Source organism: Pseudonocardia alaniniphila (genome assembly GCF_022524485.1).
GTDB lineage: Bacteria > Actinomycetota > Actinomycetes > Mycobacteriales > Pseudonocardiaceae > Pseudonocardia > Pseudonocardia alaniniphila.
Genome location: NZ_JAKXMK010000011.1, coordinates 161,573 through 175,522, shown reverse-complemented (window position 1 = coordinate 175,522; position 13,950 = coordinate 161,573). Strand labels below are relative to the sequence as shown.

At 67.8% G+C, this 13,950-nt stretch carries 10 protein-coding genes; 4 read left to right on the top strand and 6 right to left on the bottom strand.

Translation table 11 applies throughout. The features are described from left to right. The first annotated feature begins 796 nt into the window (after window positions 1-796). Window positions 797-3,274 carry an ABC transporter ATP-binding protein gene (locus tag MMF94_RS14580; protein ID WP_241036939.1) on the top strand — a complete coding sequence of 826 codons (2,478 nt, stop codon included), beginning with the start codon at window positions 797-799 and terminating at the stop codon, window positions 3,272-3,274. 22 nt (window positions 3,275-3,296) lie between these two features. Beyond that, window positions 3,297-4,010 carry an NADPH-dependent F420 reductase gene (locus MMF94_RS14575; protein WP_379660435.1) on the top strand — a complete coding sequence of 238 codons (714 nt, stop codon included), beginning with the start codon at window positions 3,297-3,299 and terminating at the stop codon, window positions 4,008-4,010. 51 nt (window positions 4,011-4,061) lie between these two features. On the opposite strand, the gene MMF94_RS14570 is transcribed toward MMF94_RS14575, so the two are convergent. Together MMF94_RS14570 and MMF94_RS14565 are read right to left on the bottom strand one after the other, a co-directional pair. Beyond that, window positions 4,062-4,718: a nitroreductase family protein gene (locus MMF94_RS14570; protein ID WP_241036937.1), complete on the bottom strand. Its 657-nt coding sequence runs from the start codon at window positions 4,716-4,718 to the stop codon at window positions 4,062-4,064. 73 nt (window positions 4,719-4,791) lie between these two features. Further along, complete coding sequence (locus tag MMF94_RS14565; protein ID WP_241037121.1) at window positions 4,792-6,771, bottom strand: heavy metal translocating P-type ATPase; 1,980 nt, start codon at window positions 6,769-6,771, stop codon at window positions 4,792-4,794. A 103-nt stretch (window positions 6,772-6,874) separates the two neighbouring features. On the opposite strand from MMF94_RS14565, the gene MMF94_RS14560 reads away from it, so the two are divergent. Continuing rightward, window positions 6,875-7,270 (top strand): ArsR/SmtB family transcription factor, encoded by a 396-nt coding sequence (locus MMF94_RS14560; protein WP_241036936.1) that lies wholly within the window; start codon window positions 6,875-6,877, stop codon window positions 7,268-7,270. Between the two features lie 19 nt (window positions 7,271-7,289). Here MMF94_RS14560 and MMF94_RS14555 read toward each other — a convergent pair whose 3' ends face one another. Both MMF94_RS14555 and MMF94_RS14550 read right to left on the bottom strand, forming a co-directional pair. Beyond that, the gene (locus MMF94_RS14555) at window positions 7,290-7,931 is read right to left on the bottom strand and encodes an ATP-binding protein (protein ID WP_241036935.1); all 642 of its coding nucleotides are present in this window, start codon (window positions 7,929-7,931) and stop codon (window positions 7,290-7,292) included. Window positions 7,932-8,080: 149 nt separating this feature from the next. Next, entirely contained in the window at window positions 8,081-8,824 is a 744-nt protein-coding gene (locus MMF94_RS14550) for an SDR family oxidoreductase (protein ID WP_241036934.1), read from the bottom strand. 535 nt (window positions 8,825-9,359) lie between these two features. Here MMF94_RS14550 and MMF94_RS14545 point away from each other — a divergent pair. Then, entirely contained in the window at window positions 9,360-10,682 is a 1,323-nt protein-coding gene (locus MMF94_RS14545) for a serine hydrolase domain-containing protein (protein WP_241036933.1), read from the top strand. Window positions 10,683-10,687: 5 nt separating this feature from the next. Here MMF94_RS14545 and MMF94_RS14540 read toward each other — a convergent pair whose 3' ends face one another. Then, entirely contained in the window at window positions 10,688-11,839 is a 1,152-nt protein-coding gene (locus tag MMF94_RS14540) for a GNAT family N-acetyltransferase (protein ID WP_241036932.1), read from the bottom strand. Between the two features lie 312 nt (window positions 11,840-12,151). Continuing rightward, window positions 12,152-13,501 (bottom strand): lipopolysaccharide biosynthesis protein, encoded by a 1,350-nt coding sequence (locus MMF94_RS14535; protein WP_241036931.1) that lies wholly within the window; start codon window positions 13,499-13,501, stop codon window positions 12,152-12,154. Window positions 13,502-13,950: the final 449 nt, after the last annotated feature.

Below are 13,950 nucleotides of genomic sequence, written 5' to 3'. Positions count from 1 at the left end.
CGTGCCGGCCGTACACCTGCTCGTCACCGCCCCGAGAAGACCGACGGCGCACGCGCACCCGGCTACTGATCCCTCATGACTCCTCGGCAACGTTTGCGCCGTCAACGTCGGGGCTCTCCGCTCTCCGGCGAGACGCATAGTGGTCGGCGTCACTGCGATGATTTCTACGCAGGTCAGGGCCGGTGCAATCCGGCGGTTTCGGATGATGCGCGAACGCCCGGTGAGCGTCCAGGAACACACAGGCATAGCGGGGACGAACCCCGCCACGTCTGATTCACCCGATCAGCGGCCAACCTGGCCGGGTCGTACTGTTCGGAGCAACCTCGACGCCCAGTTTTATCCGGTTTCAACGGATTCAGATTATCCACGATCTGTCCGATTTCATCCGGATTCGCCAGGTTCGGCTGCGCTATCCAGGCGAGATCACGAGTTCATGAGAAACAGGTTGCGGTTGGGCTCCGATGTACCTGATGCGATCCCACTCCCCGGGGTCACGAATCGGACCTCGCTCCCCGAGGTACGAAACGCTAGGAAAGGAACGACATGGCTAACTTCGGCTGGAGCCCCTCCAAGGGATGCAAGGACGCCCCGAGGGGGCACGACCACGGCCATGACCACGGCCACGGTCACGACGACCACGACCACCGCCCGGTGAGCTGGCACCACAAGCACAACCACCACAGCCGTCACGACGGTGGCAAGAACCACTCTGGCGGCCACTGCCGCTGAGCTTCTTGACTACACGCGGCCCCACCCGACATGCGCGGGTGGGGCCGCGTGACGGAGGGGGTCTTTCATGTCAGCCGTATCGTCCGATGCCATTTCCGCTGGCACGGCGCCCGAGACCGGACCGGCGGACGACGACGGTGCCGGAGGCGGAACGTCGCTGGTCGAGCAGGCCCCCCGGCTGAAGGTCCGGTCGATCTTCCGCAGGTTCTGGCCCGAGACCCGCCCGTTCCGCGGGCGCATGCTACTAAGCCTGCTGCTGTCCGCGATCGGTCCGGCGCTGGCGACCGTCAGTGTCTGGCTGTTCAAGATCCTCGTCGACGACGTCCTGACCCCGCACGATTACCGGCTGTTCCCGGCGGTGGCCGCTGCGTATCTGGGAATCACCCTGCTCGAAGGACTGCTGAACTTCACCGACCAGTACATGTCGGTGTGGGTGGGTGAGCGTTTCGTTCTCGGCCTCCGGGTTCGACTCTTCGCACATATTCAACGACTATCTCTGGGGTACTTCGAGCGAAACCAGCTCGGCGACATCCTGTCCCGGCTGACCGGCGACGTCGGCGCGATCGAGTCGCTGGTCCTGACCGGCGTGAACGTGGCACTGAGCTACACGTTCCAGATCGCATTCTTCACCGCTGCCATGTTCTATCTGAACTGGCAACTGGCGTTGGCCGCATTCGTCGCCGCGCCGGGCTTCCTGTTGTTGGCACGAGGGTTCTCGCGGCGCATCAAGGACGCCTCACGGGAGCGCAGGCGCCGCTCGGGTTCGATCACGGCGGTGGCCGAGGAGTCCCTGGGCAACGTCGCGCTGGTTCAGGCCTACGACCGTGAAGAACACGAGGTGGACCGGTTCCAGGAGGAGAACCTGGGCAGCTTCCGGGCCCAGATGACCGCCACCAGGCTCGAAGCGCTGTTCTCCCCGTTCAGCAGCCTGCTCGAGACGATCGGCGTGCTGCTGGTCGTCGGCATCGCGGTGTGGGAACTGGCCAACAACAGGATCACGCTGGGTGGCCTGCTGGTCTTCGTCGCCTACCTCACGCAGCTCTACGGACCCATCAGCGGCTTCGGCAATCTGTGGAACTCGCTCTACTCCGCGAGCGCCAGCGCCGAGCGCATCATCGAGGTCCTCGACGAGGAGCCCGGCGTCGTCGAACCCGATGACCCCCGCCCGTTGACCCGCGCATCTGGCGAGGTCCGTTTCGAGGACGTCGAGTTCAGCTACCCGGGCACCGACAAGGCGGTGCTGCGCGGGATCAGCTATCAGGTCCCGCCCGGGGCCAAGGTCGCGATCGTCGGGGCGAGCGGCGCGGGCAAGACCACGCTGACCAAGCTGATGCTGCGTTTCTACGACCCCTCCAACGGCCGGATCACGCTGGACGGGCGGGATCTGAGGGACCTGTCGCTGAGTGATCTGCGGCGCAACGTCACAGCGGTTCTGCAAGAGACCCTCGTGTTCGACGGCACCGTGGCCGACAACATCCGCTACGGCAAACCCGACGCCACCGACCGGGAGATCACCGCCGCTGCGGTCGCCGCGGACGCGCACGGGTTCATCTCTGCGTTGCCCGACGGCTACGACACCAGGATCGGGCAGCGCGGCCGGATGCTCTCGGGTGGGCAGCGCCAGCGCCTCGCGATCGCCCGGGCGATGATCCGCAACTCACCGGTGCTGCTGCTCGACGAACCGACCACCGGTCTGGACGCCGAGTCGACGCAGCGGGTGCTCGAGCCGATGCGCAGGCTGATGAGTGGCCGAACGACGATCGTCATCTCGCACAACCTCCTCACCGTCACCGACGCCGACCAGATCCTGTTCCTCGACGGTGGCGTGATCACCGGTATGGGCACCCATCAGCAACTCCTGGGCCGTCACCCCGGCTACACCCGGCTCTACCAGCTGCACCACCCCGACCAGCCCAGCCGGCCGATCGCCCCGATCGCTGCGGGCCGGCCGCCGGTCGGTCCTCCGGCGAACGCGCCCACCACGAGCTTTCCCGTGGCGCGGCCGCGACCGGCTGCCGCGGACAGCACGTCGGCGACCACACGGTTCGCCCGCATCCTCCCGGCGCGCCCGGTCAAGACGCTCGGCCGCGACTACCCGCCCTCTGCTGCGCCGTCCCGCACGGCCGGCGCCCCAGCAGGCCGCGACACGACGGCGACCACCAGCAGGCTTCCGGTCGTGCCGTCCGCGGGCTGGAGCAACGGGGCCCGTCCCACGACAGGACGGCATCGCGCCGCGGCCGAGAACCCGCCGCAGCCCGCCCCGGCGCCCAGGATCCGAGCCGACCAGCGCCCACGATCGACGTTGGACCCGCTTCCCACACCGCATCCGCGCACGCTCCCTCCGCAACCCGCTGTGCTCCGCCCACGAACCGAGTACCGGCAGCCTCCTGCGCAGCGCGATCGCTCGGACGCCTCCTTCCCGGGGCGCCCGGCCACACCGCCGTCGCCGCGCCACCGCCACGAACCCGGCCCTACGAACGGACACACCGGTGAGACGCCGGTGCCACGACACGGCGAGGTCGCACACACGGGACTGCGGATATGACCGCGCGCTCACTCGCGCGGGAATAGACCCCCGCATTTCGGGGCTGTCGTCCGACGTGACGACAATTGGACTGATCGGCGCCGGGTTGATCGGCGGGACCGTGGCACGGCTGGCTGTCGCCGGCGGATACGACGTGGTGCTGAGTAACTCGCGCGGGCCGGAGACGCTCAAGGAACTGGTCGACGAGCTGGGGTCGAGTGCCCGGGCCGCCACACCGGCCGAGGCGGCTGAGGCAGGCGACGTGGTCGTCGTGACCATCCCCCTGAAGGCCTATCAGAGCGTGCCTGTCGAACCGCTCGCCGGAAAGCCTGTGATCGACACCAACAACTACTACCCGCAGCGCGACGGGCAGATCCCGGAGCTGGACAACGGTTCCACCACCAGCAGTGAGCTGCTCCAGAAACACCTGCCGACGTCCAAGGTCGTCAAGGGCTTCAACAACATCTTCTTCAGGCACCTCCAGGCCCTGCCGCGTCCGGCCGGCTCCCCCGAGCGCAGCGCGCTCGCGATCACGGGCGACGACGCGCAGGCAAAGGCAGCAGTGACGGCGTTCCTCGACGGGATCGGTTACGACACGGTCGATGCCGGCCCGCTCGCCGAGGGCTGGCGCTTCCAGCCCGGCACCCCGGCGTACGGCCCGATCTATGCCGGCGGGAACCCGAACTTCATGGAGTCGCCGGGCGAGCCCGGGAACGCCGACGTCGTCCGACGTGCCCTGGCGGCCGCAGAGCGTTAGGCGGACCAGGTTGTTCGCAACAGTGCAGTGACCGACCGGCCGAGGTGCCGGTCAGGAGCTCGGACCGGCCGAGGCTGCCGCCGGTGCCCACGGCACGGCACCCTCCCACCGGTTGAGGTAGGTGGTCTCCCAGGTCGATCGACGCTTCGTCGGGCCGAAGCTGCCGGCCGGGTAACCGAGCGGGATCGCGAAGTGAAACGCCACCTCGGCCGGGATCCCGAACATCTCCCGGAACCGGTCCTCCACCGAGGGGTGGAGCGTCGTCGGCACCGAACCGATGCCGAGCCCGCGTGCAGCCAGCATGAGGTTCTGGGTGGCCGGGAGAACCGAACCCGCCCCGTTGGGCGGCACGGACAGGGCGAAGACGACGCACGGAACGCCGCCCATATCGTCGGCCAGCCGCATGGACGACGCCCATTGGACGCGCTCGGCTTCGGTCAGGTCGTCTGGTCCGGTCCAGCCCTCCGCGTCCCGCCGCTTCGCCCACCACGCCTCGCGGTAGAGCGCCCCGAACTCGCGGATCAGATCGGGGTCGTTCACGGCGAGAAAACGCGCGATCTGGCTGTTGCCGCCGTTCGGGGCCTTCGCTGCCGCGGACACGATCAGTTCGAGGTCGGCGAGCGGGACAGGGTCCGGCCGGAACCGGCGTATAGCCCGCTGCGTGAAGATCGCATCACCGAGTGGCATCGACAGGCGTGAGTGGTCCACAGAACTCCTCTTCGGCGGCCGGTCAGCTCCTGCAGCATACGACCGGCGCCGGCATGTCCCCGATGCTCCGCGATCACGGTCTCTGCCGCTGCGAGCGCCCGCCCTGGACCCGACGCCATACACGGGAGTGCAGCAACCGCATCCCGTTGAGACCGACGATGACCGTGGACCCCTCATGGCCGGCGACGCCGAGCGGGAGGGGCAGCGTGCCGACGAGGTCCCAGCCGACCAGCAGAACGATCACGGCAGCGGCGATGAACAGGTTCGCCCGGACGACGCGGTGTGCCCGCCGGGACAGCCCGATCATGCTCGGAAGGGTGTCCAGCTCGTCCCGGACGATGACCGCGTCAGCGGTCTCCAGCGCGAGGTCGGAGCCCTGCCGGCCCATCGCCACGCCGAGGTGGGCGGTGGCCATCGCGGGGGCGTCGTTGACACCGTCGCCGACGAGGAGCACCCGGTGCCCGTCGGCTTGCAGGGCGCGTACGGCGTCGACCTTCCCGGCGGGGAGCAGGCATGCTCGCACGTCGGTGATACCGACCTCGGACGCCAGTGCTTCTGCAGCGCGCTGGTTGTCGCCGGTCAGCAGTATCGGGGAGTGTCCGGTGAGGGCGGTCAGCGCAGTGACGGTCTCGCGGGCGCCGGGCCGGAGCCGGTCGGCGATGGCCAGCACAGCGACGGGAACATCGTCGATGAGCACGACCACGGCCGTCCGCCCACCCGTCTCGAACCTCCGGACGAGACCGCGAGCCTGGATCGTCCCCTCGTCGGGCTCGTCTCCGCAGGCGATGAGAAGGCCTGGGGAACCGACCCGGACACATCGGCCGGCGACGGTCGCGCTCACGCCCTGACCCGGTGCCGAGGTGAAGCCGTTGGCGGCGGGTAGATCCAGGTTGCGCTCGCGGGCCAACGCCACCACGGCGCGGGCGATCGGGTGCTCGCTGGACCGCTCAGTGGCGGCGGCGAGGGTGAGTGCCTCGTCGGCGTGGATGGCGGCGGCCGGGACCACGGCGAGCTCGGCGACCCGTGGCGCACCCTCCGTCAGGGTGCCGGTCTTGTCGAACGCCACCAGGGTGGCCTGGCCGAACTTCTCCATGACGACCGCCGACTTGATCAGCACCCGGTGCCGTCCGGCGTTGGCGATCGCGGACAACAGCGGCGGCATCGTCGCGAGCACCACCGCGCACGGCGACGCCACGATCATGAACGTCATCGCCCGCAGCAGGGTCGGCTCGAACGCCGCACCGAGAGCGAGCGGAATCGCGACCAGCGCCAACGTGGCCACGACCATGGCCGCCGAGTACCGCTGCTCGACCCGCTCGATGAACAGCTGCGTTCGCGCCTTGGTGGCGGAGGCCCGTTCGACCATCGCCACGATGCGGGCCACCACCGAGTCCGCGGCCGGACGCCCGACCCGCACGCGCAGCGCCCCGGTGCCGTTGACCGTGCCGGCGAAGACCTCGTCCCCTGGCTGCTTGAGCACCGGCAACGGCTCGCCCGTGATCGCGGCCTGGTCCACCTCACTGACGCCGTCGAGCACCTCTCCGTCGGCGCCGATCCGCTCCCCCGGACGAACCAGCACGATGTCATCGACGACGAGCTCGGCGGTCTCCACGACATCTTCACGTCCGTGTGGCCCGATCCGCACGGCACGCTCGGGCGCCAGGTCCAGCAGCGCCCGCACCGAATCCGCGGTACGACGGGTCGCGACCGCCTCCAACGCCCCTGACGTGGCGAAGATGACGATCAGCAGAGCGCCGTCGAACACCTGACCTATCGCCGCGGCCGCCAGCGCTGCAACGATCATCAACAGGTCGACGTCCAGCGTGCGTTGCCGCAACGCGCGCAGTCCGGCCGATGCGGGCTCCCACCCTCCGGCCAGGTAGCACCCGAGGTAGAGGCCCCACCACAGAACGACCGGTGCGTCGACCAGCTGGGCGAGGCCGCCGGCCGCGAACAGCACCGTCGCGATCACCGCCCACCGCGCCTCGGCCACGCCCCAGACCCACGCCCAGGAAACCCGCGCGGGACGGGTGGGTTGAGGTCTTTCCTGCAGAACCGTCACGGCGCACCAGCGTACCTGCGTAGATACGCATATAAGCAGTGAGGTACATTGCTGAACAGCTCATCAGATCTACAGGCAGGGATAGAATCACGGAATGCACGCCTCGCTGCCGGGGTTCCGGATGCCGGACGACGAGCAGGTTCACCACGCCGCCGACGCGTTCCGCATGCTCGGCGACCCCACGCGAATGAAGATCATGTGGGCGCTCCTACAGGGCGAAACGTCGGTCGCCTGCCTCGCCGAACTGGTCGGTGCCGCACCCACCGCGGTGAGTCAGCACCTGTCGAAGCTGCGGCTGGCCGGAATCGTGCGCGGCCGCCGGCAGGGCACCTACGTCTACTACACGGCCGCCGACGAGCACGTCCGGCGTCTGCTGACGGAGGCTCTCTTCCACGCCGACCACGACCTCGAGCGTGACCATGGCCCGGGAGACGACGGCGCCGCAGCGGGCAACACCGGGATTCCGACCAGCGGAGCTTCGCCGAAGTAGCGCCTGGCACCCCGGGGAGTCAGAGTTCGAACACCTCCGCCACTCGCCCAGCCAGATCGTCCTCCGTCATCGTGGTATCGACCTCGATGATCTGCAGTCCGAGTTGCTTCGCGTCTCCGTAAAGCCGTTCGGTGAACATCCGATCGCGTTCCAGCAGGTTGCGCAGGGCCCGCTCCGGATCGCTGGTTTTCCGGGCGATCTCCCACAACGAACCCCGCGCCTCGAACGCTGCCCGGCGGAACTCGGGCGTCGGGAGGAGCCAGACGGCGTGACCAGGCACGCCGAGGAGAGGCTTCACGAGGGACGGCAACAGCCGGAAGCCCTCGGCGATGACGCGAGGCTCCCTCGGCAGGCGGAGGAGATCATCGACGAGCAGGTTGAATCCCTCGCCCCGGAACCAGTGGAACGTCTCGAGCATGGTCTCCGGAGAACGGTTGGCCCATCGCTCGTCCATGTCCATCGCCGCGAACCTGCTCAGGAACGGGGAGTCCTCCGGCGTGCTGCGGCCGGCGTGATCCGACATCACGTCGTCGGACGCGTACAGACGAAGGCCGTGTCGGGCCGCCAGGCGACGCGCGATGACCGACTTGCCTGCACCGCTCCCGCCACCGATCCAGCAGACGTGCCGGAGCCGCGCACGCAGCACGTCGGCGTCGGTCATCTACTCCTCGCCCTTCACGTCGCACCCCGGACGGAGAACCACGAGAGGGTGCCGGTGCGGCCAGTTTGCTTCAGCTCATCGGTGGTCAGCGGCGCCACCCCGACCCACCGGACCGACCGTCTCGAGCAGCGGTCCTGATCGGTTCGCGCTCACTGCCGGGCGAGCCACTCCTCGAAGGTGATCTCCCCGAGCTGTGCGTCCGGCCCAGGGAGCAGCGTCCGCTCGCCCAGCCGCACCCCGTAGTAGAGGGCCCGCTCGTCGGCGACGACCTCCCGGGGATCGCCCTTGGCCTCGAGGCCGATGCGCACCAACTCGTCGAGCCGGAACTGCCCGGGGCCGGCGATCTCGCGGATCCCGTGCAGCGGCTCCTCCTCCGCGACGCGACCCACCGCAGCGGCGACGTCGTCGGACACCATCGGCTGGATCAGAACCGGCGGCAGGTGGACCGTGCCATCGACCGTGCTGAAGTCCGCGATCGTCTTGACGAACTCGAAGAACTGGGTGGCATGCACGATCGAGTACGGCAGGCCCGACTCGCGGATCAGCTTCTCCTGGACGATCTTCGCGCGGAAGTAGCCCGACTCCGACAGCCTCTCGGTGCCCACCACCGACAGCGCCACGTAGTGCGTGACTCCCGCCTTCGCGGAGTACCCGAGAAGGTTCGTGGTGGCGGTCCGGAAGAACTCCATCACCGCGTCGTCGGCGAACGACGGAGAGTTCGACACGTCCACCACGACCGCCGCACCGTCGAGCACCTCCGCAAGGCCCTCGCCGGTCATCGTGTTCACGCCGGTGCTCGGGGCAGCCGGCACCGCCTCATGCCCGTGCTCCCCCAGCACGGCCACCAGCTTCGACCCGATGAGCCCGGTCCCACCGATCACGACGATCTTCACGACGTATCCCCTCATCCGAATGGCCCGGGTCATCCCCACCGTGTCGGGACCGGCAGGTCGATCACTCGAAACCAGCGTTGACCGGCCGGTGGCCCAGCTCATCACCCGCGGCGGGTGAAGTGACGCCCGACCCGCGTACATGCCCTCAGCGGGAATGCGAACTGTGCAGGATGAGATCGGCGGCTCGCTCAGCGATGACGTAGCGGTGACGCTGAAACCAGACCTGATCTATCGACGCTGATTTCGGCAGGCAAGGAACGATCGATAGCAGGTGCCATTCAAGGAGATATCGCGTGCTGACGATCGCGTCACCGCGAGATCCGTACGGCGACCACGTGCCGCCCTGGCCGTTGCACGACGATGTCGCCGAGCGTAATGCCAAGCATGTAATTCACCTACGCGAGGGATGAGCGTTGCAATTCGCCGCCCGGTCGGCGGCACCTTCGCCGCCCGGATTGCTCCATCGTGGCTGATTTCACCGACCCGGACCAGCTGAAGATCAGGATGGATCTCTGTCGATCGGCAGGAGAATGAAATGCAGACGGGCATCGGAGAATCCCGGCGACGACACCGACGCGGCCGGCTCATGCGGCTCGCCGTCTGCGCGGTCCTGTTGGCGACCGCAGGCTGCGCGGCGAACTCCACGCCGGAGTCGACAGGGTCCGCTCCCACGGCCACCGCGCCGGCAGGCCCGTCCGTGCTCAAGACGATCGACCCGGCCGCGCTTCAGGCCACCGTCGATGCAACCGCCAAGGAGCTCTTGATTCCCGGCGCCGTGGTCGTGCTCCGCACCCCCCAGGGTGATTTCACCACTGTCTCCGGCACCACGCTGCGGGGCACCGAGTCGCCGCCCGGCGCTGACACCTGGTTCCGGATCGCCTCGAACACCAAGACGATGACAGCGGCAGCCATCGTTCTCATGGCGCAGGAAGGCAAGCTCCAGTTCACCGATCCGGTGTCGCGCTACGTTCCTGACGTGCCCAACGGCGAGAACATCACCCTCGCCCAACTGCTGACGATGCGCAGCGGCCTGTACAACTACACGGACGCGCCCGAGCTTTCTGCCGCTCTCGATGCCGACCCGACGAGGGTCTGGACGCCACAGGAAGTATTGGCCATTGCATTCCAGCGCCCGCCAGATTTCCCACCCGGCGCCGAATACGCCTACAACAACACCAATTACGCACTGCTCGGCCTGGTTGCCGAGAAGATCGACGGCAAACCCTTGGCCACAAGCCTCCAGGACCGACTGTTCGCTCCGCAGGGCCTGCAACAGATCATGCTGCCGGCGATCGACTCCACCTCGATCCCTGACCCTTACTCCCACGGCTATATGTACGGCGGATCCGCGTTCGCCCTGGTAGACGCCCCCTACCCGCCTGACATGCAGGCCGCCGCCAGAGCCGGAACACTCCAGCCCACCGACTACACCAACCAGAACTCGTCCTACGCCTCGGCCGCGGGAGGCGCCGTCGCCACCGCCACGGACCTGGCCACCTGGATCCGGGCACTGGTCGAAGGCCGGGTATTCAATGCCGATTTCCAGCGGCAGTGGCTCGACAGCGTGCAACCCGAGGATCCAGCCAATCCGGACGGCCAGCAGTACGGGTACGGCATTTCGCAGCAGCGCTTCGCGCCGAACGGTTCCATGTACTTCCACGGTGGCGAGCTACCCGGGTTCAACTCCTTCATCGGCTACGACCCCGACAACAAGGTGACGCTCGTGATATGGACGAATTTGACCGTGTCGCTCGACAGTGAGCACACGGCGAACGTGCTGCTGCTGAAAGTGCTCGATCATGTCTACCCGGGGATACCGCTGGCACCTCCTGGATCGCCGACCCCCACTACACGGTGACGACCTCAGGAGGCGGGACGGTCTGCGGATCGGTTGCGTTCCACGCGCTTGAACAGTTGGCCGACGGTGGCCACGCCCAGTTCGCGCCGATAGCCGGTCATTGCGGACGCCGTGAGGAACGCGGGCGCCGCCACCAGCTTTGCGAACCGGCTGGGTCCGATCACGACGAACTCCGGAGTGGACCGCACGAGCCGGCTCCAGCGCAGCTTTGCCTGGGTGGGCCACGACGAGAAGTTGACCTCGGCGATCCCACGCTCCCCGGCTTCGGTGACCGCGATCCATTGCAGGTAGTTGGTCGGGGAGTAGTCCCAGGCATCGGAGCGGAACCCCGAGAGGGAGATGAATGCGGCCGTGCCCGTGTTGAGCACGAGTTGAGCTGCCAGCGTCTGTCCCTCGGCCACGAGCCGGTAGACGGTGACGCGGCGGCGTTGCGCGAGATCGGCGATCACGTCGAGGACGTAGGCGCGCACACGAGGATCAGCGAGCACGTCGGCGTGCTCGTCGCCGCGCGCCCTGAACTCCGAGCGGGCCCGGTGCAACGCGAAGAGCTCCTCCGCGGCAGACCGGATCGCATCGGGCTCGGTGATGCCCTCGACCTGCCAGCCGTCGGCCCCGAATCGCTTCGTGAGCCGGTTGCGTGCCCGCCGGACAGCTTCCTTGAGGTTGCGCCTCCCTTCGGAGGGTCCGCGAGGTGCGAGGGGCAGGGGCAGGACGACGAAGGGGGTGGCCTTGTAAGCCACGACCGTGAAGTCCGGCGCCGTGAGCCACCCCGGCTCCAGCCAATCGCCGCTCTCCCCCAGCGCGACCGTGACCAGATGCCACGCGCGTTGCTGCGTGGCGAGGTATTCGATCAGCGCACGTGCCACCTGGCGGCCCTGCGGCTGCGCGGCGAGCACGGCAGGAGCCTCGAACGGACCCACCCACGGCGAGCCGGTTCCGATCATCTGCAGCCTGCGGATCCCGAGCCGGTACGTGCGCAGATGCATCGGCGCGACACCGACGAGCCGCCCGGCATCGCGGACGGTCAGGATCCACGCCTCGTCGGTTCGGGGCATGAGAGATCGCATCCAGTGGATCGTCCACTCCGGCCCGACGAACGGGTTGACGCTTTCGCTGCGGTCCTGAAGCTCGGTCCACTCCTCGCGGATCTTCTCCACGGCTTCGCGAGAGGACAGCCGACTTACCTCGAGCACTACGACCCCGACACAACCGTGCAGACGGGCCACATCCCACGTCGAGAACCTCGTCGCGGACATCCGTGGCGGACAGCACAGCCTGTCGCCCTCATGTGAAGCTCCCTCGATCTTGCCGCATCGTCTGGTGCCTACCCACCGTAGCGACCCGACGTCGATTAGTCCCCGTCTGGGGCATCTGTCCGGGTTCGGATCAACCGCGCGCCGACTCTGGCGAACCACAACAGATGGACCTTGCTGCTCTCGACGCCCGAAGGGAAGGACTTGTACCAGCGATCACCTTTGGCGGAACGAGAACTGGTTCGCTCGCAGGAACCGGACCAACGGTCGAATCGTCGCGACGGCGACGATGAGTTCCGCGACCAGGTAGCCCAGACCGACGCCGGCGATGCCCAGCGGACGTATGAGCGCGACCGCAAGGCCGATGACGAGCACCGCAATCATCGCTTCGATGACAACCACCCGTGCCATCTGCAACTGGATCCGGCAGATCGCCACATACAGGGTGGAAACGGTGCTGAAGAGGACGGCCACGACCATCAAGCGCAGGACCGTGGATCCCTGGTCGGCGTACTCGGGTCCCATGATTGAGAGGATCCAGGGCGCGGCGATCACCACCACGGCGACGCCCGGCACGGCGACCAGAGCGATCAGCCGGATCGTCCGGGCCATCAACGCGGCGATGCGTTGCTTGTCGTGTGCCGCCTCGACCAGGTACGACGAACTGATGTTGTAGATCAGAAGACCGAGCGACTCGCCGATCAGCCACGGCACCGCGTAATAGGCGTTGGCCTCGGTCCCGAGGACCGCCACCACCAGGAGCGGCAGGGTGAGCGGCACCACGTACATCACCGCACCCGTTGCGTACTCCGCCAGGAAGATCCTGGTGAGGCCACGGCGATCGGGCATGTCCGCCGCCACGGGCTCTCTGCGGCGCGGGAGCGTCCGCCCCAGCAGCACCGCGTTCACGACCAGCACGGCGAGCAGGCACGGCAGCATCCAGGCCAGGATGATGCCGTTGTGCAGCGCCCATACGGAGAAAAGCACCAGTAAGCCGAGCTTGGCGATCGCGAACAACAGTTGCTCGACGGGTATCCAGACCGCTTTGCGAATGCCGGTCAACACCCAGTCCTGCAGGGCGAACAGCGAGAAAAGTGCCACGAGCAGCGGGAACGTGAATTTCTCGACAGTCCCGGCCAGGAGGTGGTTGGGGATGATGAGCACGAATACGGCGCCGAGGACGAGACTCAGGGCGACCGCTATGCCATACCCGCCGAGGACCAGACGACGTGACTTCACGCCTGCGGCGGCGAGGACGCGACCGAACAGGACGCCCATGTTGGAGCTGGACAGTTGCGACAGCATCGTGGCGGTCGACAAGACGGCCGACGCGCGCCCGACCTCCGAGGGCGGCAGCCGCGCCGCGACTGCCCAGAACGCCAACCCGACGACACCGGTGATCGCGGTCGCCGACATCAGCGCGACGGCGTTCAACTCGAAACTGGGCACCCGCCACCGCCGACGCGTGGCGTGATCGCGTACCTCGTCGACGGAGACGGCCGAGGTCCCCCTCGACTCATCCTGGTCACCGACGGCGTGCGCCCTTACCCTCTGGTTCTCGTCCAAGGTGTCCTTATTCCGAGTGCATGCCGGCGTCGGGTCCGAGCGCCTCAGTCGAGTTGTCTACCAGCCTTGAATCGGCCCGAGATCCAGCCAATGACGTGGACGCAAGGCACAACAAGGACGTTCGTGGTCGGGCCGAAGATGTCGAGCAGGGCTGCGTCACGCCGGGTCTCACCCGAGCTCCCACGAGCGAAGAGGGGATGTCCAGGCCGGCCAGGTGCGCCCGTCAGGGCTCGTTCGAGGTCGTCGACGAACCATCACCGACCAGCCTCCCCAGCACACCGCCACTGAGCGTAGCTCCGGGACGACCGACTGGCGTCCCCGCCCCGACGATGTCGGTGCGCCGCTCGACGTGTTCGAAGAGTCAATGGGGGCCTCCGTCACCGACGGCGCGTTGGGACGACCTCGCCCCTGACGCCCGTCACCAGACGCACGCCCGCGTTGTCGGGTTC

Coding starts and splice junctions, on each gene's coding strand:
- MMF94_RS14580 (WP_241036939.1), top strand. CDS start 797: ATGTCAGCCGTATCGTCCGATGCCATTTCCGCTGGCACGGCGCCCGAG.
- MMF94_RS14560 (WP_241036936.1), top strand. CDS start 6,875: ATGCACGCCTCGCTGCCGGGGTTCCGGATGCCGGACGACGAGCAGGTT.
- MMF94_RS14555 (WP_241036935.1), bottom strand. CDS start 7,931: ATGACCGACGCCGACGTGCTGCGTGCGCGGCTCCGGCACGTCTGCTGG.
- MMF94_RS14545 (WP_241036933.1), top strand. CDS start 9,360: ATGCAGACGGGCATCGGAGAATCCCGGCGACGACACCGACGCGGCCGG.